Genomic DNA, 20,738 nt, shown 5'->3' on the forward strand with positions numbered 1-20,738 from the left:
TAATCTTACGTAATTAATATTTAAACTGTATTAATGAAGAACTTATCCTATTCGAACATAAAGAATCAATATTTTGAGAATTGAGGATGTTTTCAATATGAAAATGCACAGTTTTATGAAAGAAAAACAAGATAATATAAAGTCTGATTCACAATATTTAACTTTGTTATCCCAATGGATGAAATTTGAACAGCATAATGAAAATTGGCAAGAAAATATTCTAACAAAACTTGGATCTTTTCCGCATCTTTTTACCTATGACAAAAATCAGTTAATTGAGGAATTTAATTTATCTGAAAAGGATATAGCGTTTATTTCCCTTATTTATGCAGCAAGTATACGTATTTTGAAATCAGAAATTTATAATAAAAACATTCTACAGTTTAAAAAATATTTAACCGATTATCTAATTGCTTTCTTATCAAGAGAAACGATTGAACATTTCTATATTATTCTTCTCGATAGGAATGCCCATATCATTTCAATCAGTCATCAAGCTTCAGGAACCGTGAGTACCACATCCATCCATATCCGTGAAATAGCGAAATGTGCTCTTAAATTCGATGTTGAATCCTTGATTCTGGTACATAATCATCCCAGTGGAATAGCGTTACCTTCGGAAGCGGATAAAAAGTTAACATATATATTAGTTGAAGCCTTGGAAGCAGTTAATATTGATATCGCCGATCATATAATAATCGGGAATGGTATCTATTTTTCTTTTGTGGAAAGTGGATTGCTTAATCCCTAGAACAAAGAAATGATAACGCCGCTTTAATTCCGAATTCTCCGGGTAAACCATTATATGGAAAATTTATATTGACATGTCCCATTTTTCGACCCGGTTTTGCTTCCTTTTTTCCGTATAAATGTCCTATCATTCGATCATTTTCCAAAATTTTTGGCCAATATTCCAGTGTTTGGGAGCCTATAAGATTTTTCATGATGGCATCCGAATGTCGAGCTATAGGCGGTAAGGGAAGATTTGCGACAGCACGAATATGCATTTCAAATTGGTCAAAGGGACAGGCATTCATTGTCCAATGTCCTGAATTGTGAGGACGGGGTGCTATTTCATTGACAAGAATATTATCCTGATCATCAATGAACATTTCAACTCCCAAGATACCAACAAGTTTGAGAGCCTGGGCTATCTTAACTGCGATCTCTTTGGCTTTATTTTGCAATGCTGAGGTAATTCGGGCTGGTGCGATACTGAGGTCAAGAATTCCATTTTTATGTCGGTTTTCAGTAACATCGAATGTTTGTAATTCATCATGTTCATTCTGAACAACCATCACGCTAATTTCTTTATAAAAGTTTACTTTTTTTTCAGCAATTAGAGGATGAGGATTCAAATTTTTAAAGGCTTTTTTGAATTCTTCGTCGGTACGGATAACGGCCTGACCTTTACCATCATATCCCAATCTAGTGGTTTTAAGGATAAAAGGAAATCCCAGTTTTTCTGCCGCATTTATGCCATCTTCTAACTGAAAAACAGAAATCCATTGAGTGGTTGGAATATCATGTTGATTTAAAAAGTCTTTTTCAAGAAACCTGTCTTGGCTGATTTTTAAGACATTGCTGGAAGGATGAACAGGTCGTACGGTGGCAAGATATTCTATTCCTTCTATATTTATATTTTCAAATTCAAATGTTATTACATCAACCTGTTCAGCAAATTGTTTTAAAATTGATTGATCATGATAAGATCCAACCGTAATGCCAGAAGCCACTTGAGCGGCAGGGGCATCCATAATGTCAGATAAAATATGTGTTCTAAATCCAAGACGTGCCGCCGCTACAGCAGACATTCTGCCTAATTGTCCGCCTCCAACGATTCCTATGGTTGAATTAGGTAAGAGCATAAGTCCCTCTTATTTAATAATGTATAATTAAAGTGGAGAAATAGCGACAGAATCTGTTTGTGCTTTGCGCCAGGAAACTAAGCGTTGGGCGATTGACTGATCAGCGATAGATAGGATAGATATTGCCAAAAGTGCCGCATTAATGGCCCCAGCTTTTCCGATGGCCAGGGTGCCAACCGGAATACCTGCAGGCATTTGCACAATTGATAACAAACTGTCCTTGCCGTTTAGGGCATGGGTTTGCATTGGTACACCAAGAACTGGCAAATGTGTCCAGGCGGCAACCATACCGGGAAGATGTGCAGCCCCACCTGCGCCTGCAATAATAACCCTGATTCCCCGTTCAACAGCGGATATTGCATATTCCCTTAATCGATCGGGTGTACGATGAGCCGATACAATTTTTACTTCATGTGATATATCAAGTTTTTTTAATATATCAGCACTGTGACTCATAATATCCCAGTCCGACTGGCTGCCCATAATAACACCAACAGCAAGGGAGATATTTGATGAAGAGGGATGGGGTAATGGCATAATTAATTTAGATCGTCGGATTGATTGTTTTTTTCAGAATAATTGGAAAATATATGATTGATATCTAGCTCTTCTTTCTTTGTTTCTGAAGATTCCTGATGTTCTGTTGTTTCTGAGGGATTAAGGGAAGAGGTATCCGTCTCATCCTTCTCAACACGTCTGTTCGCTTCGGCAACAGCACTGTTTAAATCCATTTGACTGCATAATCCCAGTATGATTGGATCACGTGGTTTAATATTGGCGGAATTCCAATGCTGTTTATCTCTTACCTTGGCAATTGTATCTTTAGTTGTCCCCAAAAGCTTGGCAATTTGCTGATCTAGCAATTGGGGATAGTTTCTTAACAGGAAGGCAATTGCATCAGGACGATCATTTCTCTTTGAAATGGGAGTATATCTTGCGCCTTTTGATCGCTTGACGATTTGCATGCGATTTGCTGATAGTTTTAGCTTTCGATCTGGATCAGCCTCACAGCGATTAATCTCTTCCTGGGTTAACTGGCCATTAGCAACAGGATCATAGCCAATGATACTTTGAGCTACCTCGCCATCGGCAATTGCCTGGACTTCCAAAGGATGCATGCCACAAAATTCTGCAATTTGATTAAAGGTTAAAGCAGTTTTTTCAATAAGCCATACTGCGGTAGCCTTAGGCATAAGAGGTAAGGTCATGACAATCCTGTATGATAAAAATAGAGTAGAATATTATTAAAAACTTAAAACTGTAAATTTTAAGTTAAAACAATATAGACTATTTTAAAAGCTGTAATTTAGTAATTTTATTTGATTGAGATAAGGGTGATGAAGTCACCCTTACATCAATAAGGTTAATAAAATAATCTAATTATTTAAACCTTTTTTTGTCCGATACCAGCAAAACGCTTGTTAAATTTCGCAACTTGACCTCGTGTATCATTGATACGCTGAACTCCGGTCCATGCAGGATGAGATTTAGGATCTACGTCAAGACGCAATGTATCGCCATTAGAGCCATAACAGGAACGGGTTTTGAATTCAGTACCGTCTGTCATGACGACTGTAATTTCGTGATAATCTGGATGGATATCGTTTTTCATGATTTTCTCTTAACAGATTGTAAAAAAAACTCCGTTAACAGACGGAGAAAGAAAATGTATTTATAGTCATTTTACTGCTCGAAATCAATCTCTTCTTTGTTATTTTTTACTGTTTGACATTTTTTTCTTATTTAAAATTCTTTTTTCAAATATAATTGATACGTAACTATTTTTTAGAGCAATTGAATGGAAATGAAAATGGGTAATGAAAATATGGCTAAAAAAAGTAGGAGCATTAAATGGATACATGAATTTGAATCCTTTATCATGCGGGGTAATGTTGTTGATCTGGCTGTGGGTATTATCGTTGGTGCCGCTTTTACAAGTGTGGTTAAAAGTTTGGTGAATGATATTTTCAATCCCATTATTGGTTTGTTTCTAGGTGGTGTCGATTTCAGTAATTTATTTATCACCTTAAAGGGACCTCATGTTAAAACACTGGCCGAGGCACAAAGAATAGGTGCGGTAACTTTAAACTTTGGAGTTTTTCTCAACACGATTATTCAGTTTCTAATTATCGGATTTGTTGTTTTCCTGATTGTCAGAGGGTTGAATGATATCTATAATCGCATCAAGACGCAGCAAGAAGTTAAAGCCGCACAACCAACAAAACAGGAAGTTTTACTGCAGGAAATAAGAGACATTCTTGCAAACAGAAAACAATCCTAGATCAATTTTTGATAAATTGATCACAAGTCTATGGGAACAAAGAAGTTTTAAATGTTTAAGCGATATGTTTTATTAGGATTAACCCTTTTTTTGTTTCCCTTGAGTGCCTGTCAATCACAAGAGAATTCATTAAAGTCATCTGAACGCTTAACCCCACATTCCATTGCCTACAATTACATATTTACTCATGGTATGTGTATTGGTTATCTAGGTAGTTTATCTTCTGTTTCATTGACTGATTTCCAGGATATTTTTTTAAGGGATCAAAATGCAAAACATTACGTTATGATGGCATTATCGAAACCGAATAATCATAATTTGAAAAATGCAAAAAATTCTGTGGAAATACTGATACAGTCTTTGAATAAAAATAATATTCGTTAAAAATTGAGCAGTTCTTTTAAACTGCTCATAAAATAATTCTAGGATGATCTTTTGGTTTTTCTTCTCAAGCTTCCCTCTTCCATAAATAGAAGCAGGGGAGCGGCAATGAAGATGGAGGAAGACGTTCCCACAACAATACCAAATAACATTACCCACGCAAAACCAGAAAGAGATGCACCACCGAACAGAGCAAGAGGTAAAGCGGCTAAAAACACGGTAAACGAAGTGGCAAGGGTTCTGCTTAACGTTTCATTAATTGATAGGTCAAGCAATTCTTGAAATGGCATAGAATGATATTTTCTTAGATTTTCCCTTACTCGATCATATACGACAACTTTATCGTTTGTTGAATAGCCTAGAATTGTCAAGATGGCAGCCACCATGACCAGATCGAATTCAAAATGTGTGATTACAAGAAATCCGATTGTTTTTGTTAAATCAAGAAGCAAGGTTATAATGGCGCTAAGTGCAAATTCCCATTCAAATCGAAACCAGATATAAATCATAATCATAAAAAGACTGATTCCAAGTGCCAAAAGCCCATTTCTGAATAATTCAGAGGAAACAGAGGCACCAACAGCATCGGCTCGTACAATTTTTGTACCAGTTTCATAATTTGTAACGGCTGATCTGACTTTTTTGATCAAGATCTGGGTTGCATCGCCATTATTTTCTTTGGGTGCGTCAAGCCGGATCAGGACATTATTTTTCCCACCAAATTGTTGTAATCCAGCTGCTGTAATGTCGGCATCAGATAAAAATTTGCGCAATTTGCTAAAATCAGCAGGTTCAGGAGTTTGCGCTTCAACCACAATACCGCCACGGAAATCCAGTCCCAATGTCAAGCCGGGATGAAAGAAAAGAATAATTGATGCAACAGATAAAACCGCTGATGTTATCAGGCCGGCAAAGCGTCCACGCATAAAATGAATTTTTGTGCCATGTGGGACGAGATGTAATAAAGGACGACCAAGCATATTCTTTCTTTCAAATCGGAAGTTCTTTAGGGCGGGTGACAGCATACCAGCGAATTGTCAGCATCCAAGAGAGGCATAAGGTGGTGAAAAGGGTCGTAACAATACCAATGGTGATAGTCAATGCAAATCCCTTGACCGCACCCGTTCCAAATATGAATAACATGACGTGTGCAATGAAAGCGGTGACGTTACTGTCGATGATTGTATTGAGAGCACGATCAAATCCAGTTTGTAAAGCGTTAAGGGGCGTACGGCCATTACGTGTTTCTTCGCGAATGCGTTCATTGATAAGAATATTTGCGTCAACTGCCATTCCAAGGGTTAGAAGCATTCCCGCCATACCTGGCAAGGTTAGTGTCGCTTCGAAAAGAGATAAAATGGCACTCATCAATACGAGATTTGCAAATAAAGCGATGTTCGCATAGAGACCAAAACGACCATAAAATAGAAGCATAAAAATAATGACAAAGACAAAACCGCTTACCAGACTCAATCCTCCAGCCCTGATAGCATCAGCCCCCAGTGATGGACCAATTGAACGTTCTTCCATCACTTTTAGCGGAGCAGGCAAGGCACCCGCTCGTAAAAGTAAGGCAAGATCAGTGGCTTTTTGCGCATCAAATCCGCCTGTAATTTGACCATTCCCGCCTGTGATTGGAGTCCGAATGACAGGTGCCTCTATAACCTTATTATCCAACACTATAGCGAAACGTTTGTTAATATTGGCACGGGTAACATTTGCGAAAGCTTGTGCGCCTGCATTGTCAAAACTGAAATTCACTGCATATTCGCCATTTTGCTGATCAAATCCAGCACTTGCTCCTGTTAGGTCGGCACCGTCAACTTCAATATGATCACGTATTGGTAATTTTTCATTTTCATTTCCAGCTGTTGGGAGAAATGTTACACCGGGTGGAGGTAGGTTTGGGTTTGCATTTTCATCCAATAAGTGAAATGTCATTTTAGCTGTTGTACCAAGTAATTGCTTAATCCGGTTCGGATCACTGACGCCCGGTAGCTGAACAATGATTCTGTCTGTACCCTGACGGGTTATGGATGGATCGACAGCACCTGTTGCATCGATACGTTTGCGAACAATTTCAATGGATTGAGTTACCGCCTCGCTTGCGCGGTGCTGCATTGCATCAGTTGAAAGTTCCATTCTAATTTGATCATTGTTATTACTAACCTCAAATTCATTGGGAACCGCTTTTGGCATTGATCTCAATGCAGATAAAACACCCTCTTTTTCACTTGGATCACGCAAATTAAAAACAATGGTATGATCTTTGGGAACCATATGTAAATTGCGATAACCTAGATTTTTGGAAATAAGGGTTTGCCGAACATTGTCACTCAACGTCTGTAAACGGTTTTTGCTGATGGTCTCCACATCCACCTGCATCAGTAAATAGGATCCTCCTTTTAAATCAAGGCCAAGATGGATCTGATGCCAAGGTATCTTAAAAGATGGATGTTTAACAAAATTGGGTAAACATAATAATAGCCCCATGAAACAAGTGGCGAAAACCAGGGCAAGTTTTGTTCGACTGTAATACATCATCGCAGTAACGACTAAATCCTTTTTGTCCCGATGGACTGAAAATGGTTAAAGGGAACGTTTAACAACAGGGTCGTTGTCATGTTATTCGATGCAATATGTTTTGGTTATAATATATTATATGGCAAGGTATATATAGCATTATAAATAAAAACAATGTTTAAATACGTTTAAGAATATTTTATTTTCTATCCAAATTTAAGAAAAATTGTAAGTTTAAATTTAATATAAAGCGAGAAAACAAATGGCAGAACAGTCGATTTTGCGTGTGGGTATTGCTGGGGCGGGATATTTTGGTCGTTTTCATGCTTTAAAATCTTTTAAAGCAGAGCGTGAAAATCTGATCGGTATCTATGATCCAGCAATTGGCAATGCAATAAAAGTTGGAAAAGAAGCCGGTAATGTTCCCTATATGCCACTTGATCAGCTGTTACAATCTTGTGATGCCTTGATTATTGCCGCACCTGCCGAATTTCATTATGAATTGGCCCTTGAGGCCCTTGAAAAAGGTAGGCATGTTCTAATAGAAAAACCGATTGCCTCAACGCTTGATCAGGCTGATCATCTCATTGATCTGGCAAATAGTGGTGGACTTGTCTTGCAAGTTGGGCATCTTTTACGTTATTCAGCGGAACAGAAAGTTATACATGAACGTATAAAGAAGCCTTTATATATTGAAACCATGCGAATTGCACCTTTCAAGCCGAGAGGGGTTGATGTTTCTGTTATTCTTGATCTAATGATCCATGATCTCGATCTTGTTCTAGCTATTGTACCATCTCATATACGAAAAGTGGATGCGTTGGGTGCATCTGTGACATCAGAATTCGAAGATATAGCAAATGCTCGGGTTACTTTTGAAAATGGATGCGTTGCGACCATTGCAGCCAGTCGTATTTCCTTAAAAACTGAGCGTAAAATGCGAATTTTTTCCGAAGAAGGGTATTTATCGGCTGATTTTATGGAAAATCAATTGGTCATGATTGGAAAAGAAAAGGGTATGCCTTTACCTGGTACCAATGGATTTAGAAGAGAAGTGGTGAAATGGAAAGATCATGATAATATCGAGGCTGAGCATCATGCTTTTGTAAAATCCTGTCTTGATGGAATACCAGTTCTCGTGGATGGGGTTGCGGGGCGAAGGGCTTTGAATGCAGCATTGGCGGTGATCAAAAGTATAAAAGAATCAAGAGAGCGAATGCAGGTTTCTGGATTATTGAATTCTAAAACAAATAGCTTTTAATATTAATATATCTTTAAAGGGATATAGTTCTGTAATTTATCATGATGTAACAAAGCAGTTTTGATGATTTGTGCTAATTGTTATGAAGAAATGGTAAATAATGCTTTTTTCACATCGACGGAAATGATCAGCATGATAAAAAGTTTTGCAGTATTAATTTTTGAAGTTTCACAATTAATTTTCCATAAAAATTAATATTGATGTGAAAATGATATGATCCAGTGGCAAATGATTTTATGCTATCTAGGATTACATTTTAAGATTTTTAAACAGGACAATATTATATAATCATTTACTAAAAAATGAACTGTTAAATCGTCATAATATAGATTAAATGACATTTATAATAATACAGGGTTATTGTTTTTGAAATAAATAAAAAATTAGCATGAGAAGTCTTTAAATCAAGTTATCGAAAGTATTTTTATTTTGATAACTTGATTTAATGTAAAAAATTATTGAAGCGCCTTTTTTATTTGTAATGCTAGCGCAGGATTCCACATCGCGCCGGTTGCACTCATGACAGCATCAGCACCCAGGGAAAGATATGTTCGATAATGTTCAGGACTATTGACTCCCCCAACACCTGTAATGACAAATTTTTCATTATGATTGGCTCTCCATTCATATAGCCGGGAAACCATTTCTTCTCCGGCCCAACGAATTGCATCACCACAAACTCCTCCTGTTGGACGGTCCTCTCCCAAAGCCTGTTTACCTTGAGAGGTCACAGGTCTTGCGGAAAGGGTGTTTATTGCGCAGAAGCCGTCAACGATAGGAGCCAATCTTTCAAGAAAAGAATAAAGAAGTTTGTTATCTTTAAAATAAGCCAATTTAAGCATCAATGGTTTATCTGGTACAGCATTCTTGATCGCGTGGGCAATCCGTTCAACCTTATCAATATCAAAACATAAAAGGTTATTTACCCCTTCATTGGGACAGCTCAAATTTGCCTCTAGAAGGGGAACACCTGTCTCATCGACCAAACGGGCCGCTTCTGCATAATTTTCCTCGATATGATTGGTAACACCCAATGTGCCCTGGAAACTGCCGATTACAACCTGTCCAGGTTTTGCATAATTAACTGCGTCCTCCATGTCAGGTTGCCATATATCTGGATCAAAAGAGGGGACACCAAAAGAGTTTGTTATGGATAAAGGCAAATCATAATTTTGATCAGCTAATACTGTATCAACATTTTCTGAAAGTCTATGTTCCGGATGGACAGCCAAGACATTGGGAAGGGGATGGCATTTATATTTTTTTGTTCTGACCGTCTTATAGACGCACAAATCATATCCCCAGTCCAGTGCCGCCTTTACATATTTGCCATTGAGTAAAGGTCCGGCGGGAATACCGAATGGTAGATTAATCTTATTTCCCAGAAAATGAACAGAAGGTTGGTTTACAATAGAAATTTCCGGTTTTTGTGTAAAATCTCCAAAAGGGCCATTCTGGTAGTTTTCCTCATAACTTAACCTTGGATTGTAAAATGGATGGTTATGATTTTCCATGAAGAGGGTTCCTCCTTATGATTATACGTGATTTTCAAATTGTTGATATTTAAAGCCGGCAGTTGCTTGATATTTCATGTCATTCCTATAACATATTACAAAATATATGGCTGTCATGACAGACAATTCAATCAGGTAAAACAAATAATTTAAAATTACAGGTTTTACTGATTAGATGAATTACTTAATTCATCATTTGACTTCAAATTCTCCTGCAAGATTTCCAATTCAAGCCATCTTTCCTCAAGTTTTTCTTGTTCTTTTTGTTTATCCAGTAATTGCCGTGTGAATTTTTCAAATAAATCAGGGTCTTTCTGATATAATCCTGGATCATTGAGATGTTGGTTCAGCTGCATTATAGAGATTTGAAGTTTCTGAAGCTTTTCTGGTAAATGATCCAGTTCATACTGGTCTTTGTATGAAAGTTTTTTAGGTTTTGGTTTAATGGGTATTTTTGAATATGTTGATTTTTGCGATTTATTTTGTGTCTTCCTGATAAGATTTTCCTGTTTATATTCATGAAGTGCCATCATGTCAGAATATCCACCGGCATATTCTGTCCAGATACCATCACCTTCAGCTACAAGAACTGAAGTGGCAATTCGATCAAGAAAATCTCGATCATGACTGACCAGAATAAGGGTCCCTTTATAGGTGGACAACACTTCCTGTAACAAATCAAGCGTTTCCAAATCAAAATCATTCGTAGGTTCATCCAGAATCATCAGGTTTGAAGGTTGGCTCAAAGCACAAGCAAGCAATAATCGAGCTTTTTCTCCACCAGATAAAACCTTCACGGGTGTTTTTGCTTGCTCTGGTTGAAAAAGATACTGTTTCATATATCCGATAACGTGTTTTTTTTCACCTCCGACATCTACATAATCTCCACGTCCACGTGTCAGCGTTTCTGCCAATGTTTTTTCAGGATCAAGAATCTGTCTGTGTTGATCTAGATAATTGATCTCAAGTTTGCTTCCAAATTTGATTTCTCCCTGATCAGGCAGTTCCTGCTCTGTCAATAATTTCAGCAACGTACTTTTGCCGGCACCATTTGGACCAATAATGCCAAGCCGATCTCCACGTACAATACGTAAATTTAAATTATTTATGATTGTTCTTGAATTATAGGATTTGGTTATGTTTTTTGCATCTATGACAATTTTACCGGAATTTTCTGCATCACTTGATTGTAGGGTGTCCAAGGAAAGATTCTGTATATGGTTTTTTCTTTTTAGACGAAGTTCTGAAAGTTCCGCCATTCGTCTAACATTACGTTTGCGTCGGGCGGTAACGCCGTAACGCACCCAATCCTCCTCTCTTGCAATTTGACGATTTAACTTATGATACTCCAGCGCTTCCTGTTCGAAAAAATTCTCCCTCCATAATTCAAATTCGGAAAATCTCATGGAAAGTTGCCTTGCCTGTCCTCTATCCAGCCAGATAATGCCTTTTGCCATATTATCCAGAAATCGACGGTCATGGCTGATCACTAAAACCGCAGAAGATAAAGATTTTAATTCAGATTCCAGCCATTCTATTGTTGGAAGATCCAAATGATTTGTGGGTTCATCCAACAGTAATAGATCTGGTCTTGGAGCTAAAACCTTGGCCAGTGCACAGCGTCTTGTTTCACCCCCTGATAGATGTGCAGGATTTTCATTACCAGTTAATCCCAGTGCCTCAAGCAGAATTCGCCCACGAAAATGATCATCCGGACTGGGTAATTCTGAACAAACATAATCAATGGTTTTTGTGAAATAAGAAAGATCAGGTTCTTGGGATAGGCATTGAATGGTAGTGCCAGGCTGTATAAAAAGATTTCCTGAATCTCTATTTTTCAATCCCATTATAATTTTGAATAAGGTGGATTTCCCTGATCCATTTCTACCGACCAGACATAATTTTTCATTATTTGCAATATTGAAATTCAGGTCGGTAAAAAGGGGGTGACCTCCAAAACTGTAAGAGAGATTTTGTATAAGCAAAAGTGGAGATGACATATAATGAGATAATGTGGTTAACAGAGTGTTTGCTATATAAGAAAATTTGTATATTAGAACATATTTATTAAATATGAAGATGTAAATATTTTTATTAAATAGACAAAATTTTGAAAATAAATTGATTTTGTTTTTAAAAATTTGGGAATAAATAAAATTACTGAAATTTTGAATAATCTGATAATTTTTTTATTTTACTTTTTAAATTGTAAATTACCCAGATTGAATTGCCAATGCATCTTTTTATCGTGATAAAGAGTGGATTATATGCCTGATAAAAAAACAAAAATTAAAAACTGGACAAGATTACAAACGAAAATTGGCAAAAAGGCAATTTTCCCTCTTGTAATTTTAGGATTGCTTTCAAGCTTGATTGCTGTCGGTATGGCATGGGTGATTGCTGAAATTATCGGAAAAATCTTGGTTCCATCCATACCAATACAATTTCCAATTTCAATACTGATATTATTTTATCTGTTACTATCGCTTCTCAAAGGATGCGTATTTTTTTTGGAAGGTGACTTTACGATCAAAATCGGTCTTAAAGCACGGCATCGCCTACGTAATTTGATTATCAATCATATTATGCAAATCGGTCCTTCGATATTAAGGCGACAATCAAGTGGCGCTTTGACAGCATTGGCGGTTGATCAGGTTGAATCTTTGGATGGTTATTTTTCACGATGGTTGCCGGCATCGGTTCTATGGATTGCCTCACCACTACTTATTCTTTTTTTCGTGTATTTGGTTCAACCATGGTCAGCGTTGATTATGGGTTTATGTGGTTTGATGGTTCCTATTGCACAGGCAATTTTTGGAATTGGAGCAGCCATGGCTGCAAGAAAGCAATTTTTGGCAATGACCCGTTTGCAGGCTCAATTTCTTGATAGAGTAAGAGGGATTGCAACGATTGTATTGGCTGGTCGATCAGATGACATGGCCAATAGACTTGCATTATCAGCAGATGAATTGCGTAAGAGAACGATGAAAATATTACGGGTTGCTTTCTTGTCGTCTGCCTCTATTGATTGTGCGATGATTATCGCAATTATTCTGGTAGTGTTGATGGATGGAAGTCAATTTGTCCAAATTCATTCAATACAATCTATTCCTGTCACGCATATTCTCTTTACTTTATTGATTATTCCGGAGTTTTTTGGTCCTCTACGCAGTTTGGCTCTGGCCTATCAGGACAGGGCACGACTTGGCGGAACGGCTGTATCTATCGTTGAATTGCCTGTCAAAAATGAATTTTCAACCAATGTAAAGGATATTCCTTTCAATGATAAAGTGGAAATAAGCTTTAAAAATGTTTCCTATCATTGGGACGCTAAAAGAGGTCGTATATTACATTCCCTGAATTTCGACATCAAGGCAGGGGAAAGAGCTTTATTGATAGGTCAGTCTGGTGCAGGAAAATCAACCATTATCGAAATGATTCTCGGATTTATAAAGCCTAATGAGGGGCAGGTTTTGGTAAATGGATTGGATATTACCGAATATTCGGCTGCTTCATTGTCAAAATTAATGGCATGGATCGGACAAAAACCTGTTATTTTTTGCGGTACTATTCGTGAGAATATTATGTTTGCCAGACCCTCCGCAACCGAGCAAGAATTTCAACAAGCCATTGAAGCGGCGGCGATAGATCGATATTTGTTAGATTTACCGCATGGGCTTGATACGGTAATTGGTGAAAACGGTTATGGGTTATCGGGTGGTCAGGCCCAAAGAATTGCTATTGCACGAGCATATCTGAAAAACGCCCCATTATTATTGCTTGACGAACCTACAGCTCATCTTGATCCCGAAACGGAGAGGGATATCTTTAATCAATTATTGAAACTGACTGAAAATAGAACAGTCATTATGGCCACCCATTCGGAACAGGGGCAAAAATTGCCTGGTATACACATCAATTTAAATCATGGATTTATAATTTCCTGTCAGAAGGAAGGATAATATGCAAAATATTCAAGATATTACCAGATCTGAAAAATCCTCCGTGACGGCAGCGTTTAAAACAATATTTTCGATATGGTATAAACGGTTGCCCGCTTTACTTTTTGGAATTTTTATCTCCTTGATAGCCGTATTATTGGGATTGGCTTTAATGAGCTTTGCCGGGGGCAAGGTTGCCTTGACAGCTATGGGTGCGATCATAACCAGCTCACTGTTTTTAAAAATGGTCGGGGTTTCCCGCATGATTATGCGATATGTGGAAAGATTGTTTACCCATAATGCCATGTTTCATGCTTTAGCAGACTTAAGGATATGGTTTTTCCGTACACTTGCTATGGGGAGTGCGGCAGGATTGGGTTTCCGTCATAGTGGGGATATATTATCCCGATTGGTTTCTGATATTGAAACATTGGACGGATTATATTTGCGTCTTATTTTACCGTTTTTCGGTTCCATATTGACATCTTTTGTGCTTTTTACAGTTATAGCCCACTATAATTTGGCATTGGCTGTATCTATCGTGATTTGTTATGGAATTTCTGCATTTTTATGCCCATTTGGTGCGGGCTTCATAACCCGGAAAAGAGGGAAAAAACTTGTTCAGGGTACGGCACAGCTGAGAATAACAGTTCTGGATTTTATTCATGGTTTAAGGGAAATAAGAGCCTTTGGAGCAGAACATCGAGTTTCCATATTAATCAAAAAAAATGAGAATGAACTTTTTGATCAACAATATATTCAGGCAAGGGAAGTAGCGTTAATAGGAGTCATCGCATATTTTTTTGGTCAAGTTGCTGTTTTATTTGTATTGATGAGCGGATTGAACATTGGTTTTCATGGATTGAACGCTTTTCACACGGTTTTCTGTCTTTTTCTGACTATTACAGCATTTGAATTGCTCGTTCCTTTGAGCAAGGCAGGAGGTTTGGCAGGTCAAATCGTCAATGCCGCCATAAGAGTTGTGAATATTAATGACAATAAAAAAGTCGAAGACAATTCTAAATCTAGTAAAGTTCCACCTGAAACCGGGGATATCAAGTTTCGGGATGTATCGTTTCGTTGGGGAGAGTCACAACCATGGCTTTATCAGAATTTGAACCTGACGATTGCACAAGGAAAAAAAATTGCCATTATAGGATCATCCGGTGTGGGAAAATCCACTCTGGCGGCCTTGTTATTAAAGGTCATTCAGCCAACAAAGGGCTCAATAACATTGGCTGATCAAAATCTTGACTGGTTTGATAATGAATCAGTCCGCAAACGAATAGCATGGCTTTCTCAAAACACCCATTTATTTGATGATACAATTCGTCAGAATCTTTTGCTTGGAAACCCTGATGCGACAGAGGAAGATTTGTGGCAAGCCCTTTCTGATGCTGCAGTGGCAAATGTTGTTCGTGAGATGCCGGATGGACTGGATACCTGGCTTGGAGAGGGTGGTGTAAAGGTTTCCGGAGGACAGGGAAGAAGGATTGCATTGGCACGTACATTGTTACTAAAAGCCCCGATTTTACTTTTGGATGAACCAACATCAGGATTAGACGGTGATACTGAAAAAGCGTTTTTTCAAACCCTAAATCAGATAACAGGCAACCGAACGGTGATTTTGATAATGCACCGTTTAACGGGTGTTGAAAACATAGATGAGGTATGGCGGTTATCTAATGGACAACTAGTTGCGGAATAAAAGAAAATTATATATTTTATTACTTGTTGATATTATATATTGATTTGAAAATGTTGCCTTGAAAGAAAGTAATTAAATGCGTCGATTTGTTCCTGTTTTACTAGCATCCATTTTGTTGGGGGCATGTTCCCAATCCGGTTCTTTAACGCAAAAGAATGACAGAACCTATGTTGTATTTTTTCCATTTGCTTCCACGGATCTGGATGATTCGGCTAACAAAACCATTTCTCAAGCTGCTACTTATGCGAAAAAATTTCCTGAAAAACAGGTTTATGTCAAAGGTTATGCAGCAATTTATGGCGATTTATCCAAAGATGAAATGATGGCAATTCAGCGTGCCAAAATTGTTGCACAAAAGGTTGTGGATGATGGAGTTCTGTCAAATCGTGTTCATGATATTCCCCGTCCGCCAGAAAATCGTAAAAGTCAAGTGGCGGCAAGACGTGTGGAAATTATAGTTCAATAAATTCTATCAGGACAATCTTTTTTAACTTGTTTGATAAAGTTAGATTACATGATGAGAGAGACCCCCAAAAAATACTAGAAACAGTTTTTGGGTATCAATGTTTTCGTGGTTTGCAAAAACAGGCGATTGATCTTGTAATGCAAAATCAGGATGTTTTGTTATTGATGCCCACCGGGGGAGGTAAAAGTATCTGTTATCAAATCCCGGCTTTGTGTCGTCCTGGAATGGGCTTGGTTATTTCACCATTAATTGCGTTGATGGATGATCAGGTAGCAGCTTTAAGGCAATTAGGTGTAAGTGCAGGTGCATTACACTCAGAATTGGAAAATGAGGAAGCATACAATATCCGTCATGATATTGCTTCAAAAAAACTCAAACTCTTATATGTTTCCCCAGAACGCTTACTCCAAAACGATACATTGAAATTTTTGGAAAAAATTCAAATTTCCATGATTGCAATTGATGAAGCCCATTGTATATCCGTTTGGGGGCATGATTTTCGTCCGGAATATCGCCTTTTATGTGATTTACCTCGGATATTTCCCTCTGTTCCAAGAATTGCCCTTACAGCAACAGCTGATCCAGTCACGCAAAAAGATATCATTCAGGCTTTGGATATGCCTGAAGCCAAAATTCTGCGATCCAGTTTTCATCGGTCTAATTTATTTATACGTGTAATACAAAAAAATACCGAATCCAAACAGCTAAGGGAATTATTAAAAAAATATCGGGATGCGGCTTGTATCGTGTATTGTGGAAGTCGTAATAAATCTGAACGAACAGCTCATAATCTTGTTCGTTATGGTTTTAACGCTGTGGCTTATCATGCCGGTTTATCCGCACTTGAAAAAAGAGGTATCCTATTAAGGTTTCGATCAGGAGAGCCTTTAATTATCGTTGCGACGGTTGCTTTTGGAATGGGAATCGATCGTCCGGATGTCAGATTGGTTGCACATTTGGATATGCCCAGGGGACCAGAAGATTATTATCAACAAATAGGTCGAGCCGGACGGGATGGTGACCTTGCCGAAACCGTTTTATTCTATAATGGTGCTGATGTTGCTAAGGCGCGATATTTTCTTGAACATTCTAGGATTACAGATGAACAGAAGAAAATCGCGTGTTCAAGACTTGATATGATGGTGGCATTATCTGAAACGGCTGAATGCCGAACAAAACTTTTGTTGCATTGTTTTGGAGAAAACCTGGATAAGTCTTGTAATCACTGTGATAATTGTAAAAATCCTGTAAGACTGTTAAATGGAACTATAGCGGCTCAGAAAGTGATTTCTGCAGTATACCGCACCGGACAACGTTTTGGAGCAATGCATATTATTAATGTATTGCGAGGCAAATATAATATTCAAGTTGAAAATTTCCAGCATGATCGACTTTCTTTATTTGGTATAGGGAAAGATAAATCACACAATTTTTGGCGTTCTGTTATTCACCAATTGATGGCCCGAGATGTTTTGCGTCAGGGAGAGGAATTTTCAAATTTGTTTCTAAACCAGGAAAAAGCCCGTCCGTTGTTAAGGGGGAAAAAGAGTTTATTTCTGCGTGAAGATATTGAAAAATCTGAAATATATAAATGTCAAAATACAGACGATACATTGCTAATAACACAAAACCGGCATAAATTATTTGATGAATTAAAAAAATGGCGATCAGATGAGGCGCGTAAACAACAGGTTCCTCCCTATATCATTTTTCATGATTCGGTGTTAAGGGAGGTAGCTCTTTGTAATCCCCAAACCTTGAAAGATTTTAAGGATATAAAAGGTGTAGGGAATATGAAATTGGAACATTATGGATTGAAATTATTAGAAATAATCAAGGAGTTTCAAAATAATAGATAATGATTATTTATATTGGATGATTTTACGCATAAGACTAAATGATAATGAAGTCATTTATTTTACACTAATTATTCATTATTTTTTTTGACAATCAAGAATAAAGAAATTTAAAAAATGTTTTCATAAAGATCAATATTTTTGCATATGTTTCTTTATTAAAGATTCACTTGAATTTTTATCAAAAATCTATCATATACGATATGATCGAAATTGTTCGACAATTCACACGTAAAGGTTCGACCGCTGGTGCTTGAAAAAGGTAATCGGTACTTTACGGAGGTTTAACCAGTTATAAGGATAATATTTATGGCAATGCCAGATTTTACTTTGCGTCAGTTATTGGAAGCGGGTGTTCATTTCGGACATCATACACGTCGCTGGAACCCTAAAATGGCACCTTTCTTATTTGGTGTCCGTAACCAGGTTCATATTATTGATCTTCAACAAACGGTTCCTATGCTGGATCGCGCATTGCATGCCGTTCGTGATACAGTTGCCAATGGTGGAAGAGTATTGTTTGTTGGCACAAAACGTACAGCTTCTGAGATTGTTGCGGAAACAGCCAAACGTTGTGGGCAGTACTATGTCAATCACCGTTGGCTAGGGGGTATGCTGACAAACTGGAAGACCATTACCAATTCTATCAAGCGTTTACGCCAGATCGAAGAAACGCTTGATGGCGATACAATTGGGTTGACCAAGAAAGAGATTCTTCAGTTGACCCGTGAACGTGATAAATTGGAACGTTCACTTGGCGGTATCAAGGAAATGGGTGGTTTGCCGGACATACTCTTTATCATTGATACGAATAAGGAAAAATTGGCTGTACAGGAAGCTAACAAATTGGGTATTCCTGTTGTAGCTGTCCTGGATAGCAATTCAGATCCTGATGGGATTACCTATCCAATTCCAGGAAATGATGATGCATTACGTTCAATCAATTTATATTGTGATTTGGTTGCCGGTGCTGTGTTAGATGGTATTTCCAAGGAATTAGGTGCCGCAGGTGAAGATATTGGTGCGGCAGAGGAATTGCCTCCTGAAATTATTATGGAATCTGTTTCTGTACAAGAGACACCAGACGTTCCAGCTTAATTGCCAATAAGTTTTCTGATTGTTGACGATTCAATATGAAATTCGTCAAAAAATCAATTTATATTAAATGATACAAGCATAACGTCTCGATATTGATCGAGACGTTCGTGTGTTAAGAAAAGGGAAAAATGATGGCAGAGATTACAGCTGCATTAGTAAAAGAATTACGTGAAAAAACCGGTGCCGGCATGATGGATTGCAAAAAGGCGCTTAATCAGACAGCTGGCAATATCGAGGAAGCTATTGATTGGTTACGTAAAAAGGGATTGGCTACTGCTGCAAAAAAATCCAACCGTGTGGCTGCTGAGGGATTGGTAGGAATTGCGACAGCGGGTAACAAGGCCGCCATGGTCGAAATTAATGCTGAAACCGATTTTGTCGCCAGAAATGAACAGTTTCAACAATTTGTTGAGGATGTCGCCAAAGTTGCATTGACAGTGGGTGAAGATGTCGAGGCGTTGAAAAATGCCACAATGGAAAATGGAAAAACTGTTGCAGAAAATCTAACCAACTTGATTGCCACAATTGGTGAAAACATGACCATTCGACGTGTGCGTGTTTTTGAAGTTTCTTCTGGTGTTGTAGCAAGCTATGTTCATTCCGCCTTGCGTCCAGGTTTAGGAAAAATTGGTGTACTGGTTGCTTTGGAGGCACCTGAAGCATCTGATGAAATTGAGGATCTCGGTCGTAAAATTGGTATGCAGGTAGCCGCTGTACGTCCAATTGCATTAAGTGTTGAAGAAATTGATCCTGCCGCTGTTGAACGTGAAAAAAGCATTTTTATTGAACAGGCGCGTGCATCAGGTAAACCGGACAATATCATTGAAAAAATGGTTGAGGGTCGCTTACGTAAATTCTATGAAGAAGTTGTTCTTTTGGAACAAACGTGGATTCATGATGGTGAAAGCAAAGTCAAGGCTGTTGTTGACAAAAATGGAGCAAAACTTGTTGCCTTTGAACGTTTCCATCTGGGTGAAGGCATTGAAAAAGAAGAAAGCGATTTTGCTGCTGAAGTTGCCCAAGCTGCCAAGGGTTGATTACAATTAACAGGGTGGGGGAGATAGAATGCAGGAATGGTCTTCCCCGGTTATTGTTTTGAATACACGCCCTTATGGAGAAACTGATGGAATAGTGTCTGTTCTTTCGCTAGAGCAGGGATTATTCAGGGGGCTTGTCAAGGGTATGATTTCCCGTCGTCAAATTTCCATTTGGCAGACGGGAAATTTTGTCAATGTCGATTGGTCAGCGAAACTATCAGATCAGTTGGGATATTTCAAAGGCGAATTGATACGTTCGAATTTTGCAATTCTATCGTCTTGTCCATTGGCATTTTCAGCCATGCTGTCCTTATGTGCTGTAGCCGAGAGTGGATTACTCGAGCGTCAACCGGTGGAATATATTGCAAAATCATCTTTACAATATCTTGATTTTGTCGCGGAAAACCCTACAGATTCAAATAAAGAAATTGTTCCTCGGCTATTACGATGGGAATTAAATTTTCTTGCGGCACTGGGGTATGCGTTGGATATATCAATCTGTTATGAATCTGACAAGTGTCAATCTTTTTTTGTGTCTCCACGTACGGGAAAAGTGGTTACGGAAGTTATGGCAGGAAAGTGGAAGCGAAAATTATTCCCTTTTCCATCTTTTTTTCTGAATGAGGAAGAAAATGGCAATCAGAAAGATTGGATGAATGGTTTGAAATTATCCCGTTATTTTCTAGAGAAAAATGTGTTTTCCTTAATAAATAAAGACTTGCCCAGGGCAAGAAAAAATTTTGAAGAAAGAGTGGCGGCAAATATTGACAATTTTTGATATTCAAATTCATTTTTCCTGGATTT

The 20,738-nt window shown here is 38.0% G+C and carries 19 protein-coding genes; 11 read left to right on the forward strand and 8 right to left on the reverse strand.

Annotated elements, in window-relative coordinates:
* Nucleotides 1-115: 115 nt before the first annotated feature.
* A complete protein-coding gene (locus H3T57_RS02600) occupies nt 116-751 on the forward strand; it encodes a RadC family protein (RefSeq protein WP_198193097.1) in 636 nt (211 codons plus the stop codon).
* On the opposite strand, the gene H3T57_RS02605 is transcribed toward H3T57_RS02600, so the two are convergent.
* From H3T57_RS02605 to rpmE, 4 genes are all read right to left on the reverse strand, one after another.
* Nucleotides 741-1,868, reverse strand: a complete 1,128-nt coding sequence (locus H3T57_RS02605; protein WP_198193098.1) for a 5-(carboxyamino)imidazole ribonucleotide synthase — start codon at nt 1,866-1,868, stop codon at nt 741-743. The two genes, H3T57_RS02600 and H3T57_RS02605, sit on opposite strands and share 11 nt — an antisense overlap.
* A 27-nt stretch (nt 1,869-1,895) precedes the next feature.
* On the reverse strand, nt 1,896-2,405 hold the full coding sequence (purE, locus tag H3T57_RS02610; RefSeq protein ID WP_155569328.1) for a 5-(carboxyamino)imidazole ribonucleotide mutase: 510 nt from the start codon (nt 2,403-2,405) through the stop codon (nt 1,896-1,898).
* Between the two features lie 2 nt (nt 2,406-2,407).
* Nucleotides 2,408-3,076, reverse strand: a complete 669-nt coding sequence (locus H3T57_RS02615; protein WP_155565557.1) for a DUF1013 domain-containing protein — start codon at nt 3,074-3,076, stop codon at nt 2,408-2,410.
* Between the two features lie 176 nt (nt 3,077-3,252).
* A complete protein-coding gene (gene rpmE, locus H3T57_RS02620; protein WP_110438117.1) occupies nt 3,253-3,480 on the reverse strand; it encodes a 50S ribosomal protein L31 in 228 nt (75 codons plus the stop codon).
* A gap of 213 nt (nt 3,481-3,693) precedes the next feature.
* Between rpmE and mscL the strand changes: the two genes are divergently transcribed.
* A complete protein-coding gene (gene mscL, locus H3T57_RS02625) occupies nt 3,694-4,149 on the forward strand; it encodes a large-conductance mechanosensitive channel protein MscL (RefSeq protein WP_110438589.1) in 456 nt (151 codons plus the stop codon).
* A 51-nt stretch (nt 4,150-4,200) separates the two neighbouring features.
* Nucleotides 4,201-4,533: a hypothetical protein gene (locus tag H3T57_RS02630; protein WP_155569327.1), complete on the forward strand. Its 333-nt coding sequence runs from the start codon at nt 4,201-4,203 to the stop codon at nt 4,531-4,533.
* Nucleotides 4,534-4,571: 38 nt separating this feature from the next.
* Here the strand turns inward: H3T57_RS02630 and secF are convergent, their stop codons facing one another.
* Both secF and secD read right to left on the reverse strand, forming a co-directional pair.
* Complete coding sequence (secF, locus tag H3T57_RS02635; protein WP_155565555.1) at nt 4,572-5,510, reverse strand: protein translocase subunit SecF; 939 nt, start codon at nt 5,508-5,510, stop codon at nt 4,572-4,574.
* 10 nt (nt 5,511-5,520) lie between these two features.
* Entirely contained in the window at nt 5,521-7,074 is a 1,554-nt protein-coding gene (secD, locus tag H3T57_RS02640; RefSeq protein WP_198193099.1) for a protein translocase subunit SecD, read from the reverse strand.
* A gap of 241 nt (nt 7,075-7,315) precedes the next feature.
* On the opposite strand from secD, the gene H3T57_RS02645 reads away from it, so the two are divergent.
* The gene (locus H3T57_RS02645) at nt 7,316-8,314 is read left to right on the forward strand and encodes a Gfo/Idh/MocA family protein (protein ID WP_198193100.1); all 999 of its coding nucleotides are present in this window, start codon (nt 7,316-7,318) and stop codon (nt 8,312-8,314) included.
* A 455-nt stretch (nt 8,315-8,769) separates the two neighbouring features.
* Here the strand turns inward: H3T57_RS02645 and H3T57_RS02650 are convergent, their stop codons facing one another.
* Both H3T57_RS02650 and H3T57_RS02655 read right to left on the reverse strand, forming a co-directional pair.
* The gene (locus H3T57_RS02650; protein ID WP_198193101.1) at nt 8,770-9,828 is read right to left on the reverse strand and encodes a tRNA-dihydrouridine synthase; all 1,059 of its coding nucleotides are present in this window, start codon (nt 9,826-9,828) and stop codon (nt 8,770-8,772) included.
* 164 nt (nt 9,829-9,992) lie between these two features.
* Complete coding sequence (locus H3T57_RS02655; protein WP_198193102.1) at nt 9,993-11,828, reverse strand: ABC-F family ATP-binding cassette domain-containing protein; 1,836 nt, start codon at nt 11,826-11,828, stop codon at nt 9,993-9,995.
* A 267-nt stretch (nt 11,829-12,095) separates the two neighbouring features.
* On the opposite strand from H3T57_RS02655, the gene cydD reads away from it, so the two are divergent.
* The 7 genes from cydD to recO all read left to right on the forward strand — a co-directional run bounded on the left by cydD (nt 12,096) and on the right by recO (nt 20,712).
* Nucleotides 12,096-13,790, forward strand: coding sequence for a thiol reductant ABC exporter subunit CydD (gene cydD / locus H3T57_RS02660; RefSeq protein WP_198193103.1), 1,695 nt, complete (start codon nt 12,096-12,098; stop codon nt 13,788-13,790).
* A 1-nt stretch (nt 13,791) separates the two neighbouring features.
* Nucleotides 13,792-15,477, forward strand: a complete 1,686-nt coding sequence (gene cydC, locus H3T57_RS02665; protein ID WP_198193104.1) for a thiol reductant ABC exporter subunit CydC — start codon at nt 13,792-13,794, stop codon at nt 15,475-15,477.
* Nucleotides 15,478-15,553: 76 nt separating this feature from the next.
* Nucleotides 15,554-15,943: an OmpA family protein gene (locus tag H3T57_RS02670; RefSeq protein ID WP_122123676.1), complete on the forward strand. Its 390-nt coding sequence runs from the start codon at nt 15,554-15,556 to the stop codon at nt 15,941-15,943.
* A 26-nt stretch (nt 15,944-15,969) separates the two neighbouring features.
* Nucleotides 15,970-17,802 (forward strand): DNA helicase RecQ, encoded by a 1,833-nt coding sequence (gene recQ / locus H3T57_RS02675; RefSeq protein WP_198193105.1) that lies wholly within the window; start codon nt 15,970-15,972, stop codon nt 17,800-17,802.
* Between the two features lie 306 nt (nt 17,803-18,108).
* On the forward strand, nt 18,109-18,897 hold the full coding sequence (gene rpsB / locus H3T57_RS02680; protein ID WP_110438106.1) for a 30S ribosomal protein S2: 789 nt from the start codon (nt 18,109-18,111) through the stop codon (nt 18,895-18,897).
* 131 nt (nt 18,898-19,028) lie between these two features.
* The gene (gene tsf, locus H3T57_RS02685) at nt 19,029-19,934 is read left to right on the forward strand and encodes a translation elongation factor Ts (protein ID WP_198185373.1); all 906 of its coding nucleotides are present in this window, start codon (nt 19,029-19,031) and stop codon (nt 19,932-19,934) included.
* A 28-nt stretch (nt 19,935-19,962) separates the two neighbouring features.
* The gene (gene recO / locus H3T57_RS02690) at nt 19,963-20,712 is read left to right on the forward strand and encodes a DNA repair protein RecO (RefSeq protein WP_198193106.1); all 750 of its coding nucleotides are present in this window, start codon (nt 19,963-19,965) and stop codon (nt 20,710-20,712) included.
* The last annotated feature ends 26 nt before the right edge of the window (nt 20,713-20,738 follow it).

It is taken from the genome of Commensalibacter sp. W6292M3 (assembly GCF_016101315.1).
Taxonomy (GTDB): Bacteria; Pseudomonadota; Alphaproteobacteria; order Acetobacterales; family Acetobacteraceae; genus Commensalibacter; species Commensalibacter melissae.

Bases quoted from the DNA above. Each gene is read 5' to 3' on its own strand.
- H3T57_RS02600 (WP_198193097.1), top strand. From the start codon at position 116: ATGAAAGAAAAACAAGATAATATAAAGTCTGATTCACAATATTTAACT.
- H3T57_RS02605 (WP_198193098.1), bottom strand. From the start codon at position 1,868: ATGCTCTTACCTAATTCAACCATAGGAATCGTTGGAGGCGGACAATTA.
- purE (WP_155569328.1), bottom strand. From the start codon at position 2,405: ATGCCATTACCCCATCCCTCTTCATCAAATATCTCCCTTGCTGTTGGT.
- H3T57_RS02615 (WP_155565557.1), bottom strand. From the start codon at position 3,076: ATGACCTTACCTCTTATGCCTAAGGCTACCGCAGTATGGCTTATTGAA.
- rpmE (WP_110438117.1), bottom strand. From the start codon at position 3,480: ATGAAAAACGATATCCATCCAGATTATCACGAAATTACAGTCGTCATG.
- mscL (WP_110438589.1), top strand. From the start codon at position 3,694: ATGGCTAAAAAAAGTAGGAGCATTAAATGGATACATGAATTTGAATCC.
- H3T57_RS02630 (WP_155569327.1), top strand. From the start codon at position 4,201: ATGTTTAAGCGATATGTTTTATTAGGATTAACCCTTTTTTTGTTTCCC.
- secF (WP_155565555.1), bottom strand. From the start codon at position 5,510: ATGCTTGGTCGTCCTTTATTACATCTCGTCCCACATGGCACAAAAATT.
- secD (WP_198193099.1), bottom strand. From the start codon at position 7,074: ATGATGTATTACAGTCGAACAAAACTTGCCCTGGTTTTCGCCACTTGT.
- H3T57_RS02645 (WP_198193100.1), top strand. From the start codon at position 7,316: ATGGCAGAACAGTCGATTTTGCGTGTGGGTATTGCTGGGGCGGGATAT.
- H3T57_RS02650 (WP_198193101.1), bottom strand. From the start codon at position 9,828: ATGGAAAATCATAACCATCCATTTTACAATCCAAGGTTAAGTTATGAG.
- H3T57_RS02655 (WP_198193102.1), bottom strand. From the start codon at position 11,828: ATGTCATCTCCACTTTTGCTTATACAAAATCTCTCTTACAGTTTTGGA.
- cydD (WP_198193103.1), top strand. From the start codon at position 12,096: ATGCCTGATAAAAAAACAAAAATTAAAAACTGGACAAGATTACAAACG.
- cydC (WP_198193104.1), top strand. From the start codon at position 13,792: ATGCAAAATATTCAAGATATTACCAGATCTGAAAAATCCTCCGTGACG.
- H3T57_RS02670 (WP_122123676.1), top strand. From the start codon at position 15,554: ATGCGTCGATTTGTTCCTGTTTTACTAGCATCCATTTTGTTGGGGGCA.
- rpsB (WP_110438106.1), top strand. From the start codon at position 18,109: ATGGCAATGCCAGATTTTACTTTGCGTCAGTTATTGGAAGCGGGTGTT.
- tsf (WP_198185373.1), top strand. From the start codon at position 19,029: ATGGCAGAGATTACAGCTGCATTAGTAAAAGAATTACGTGAAAAAACC.
- recO (WP_198193106.1), top strand. From the start codon at position 19,963: ATGCAGGAATGGTCTTCCCCGGTTATTGTTTTGAATACACGCCCTTAT.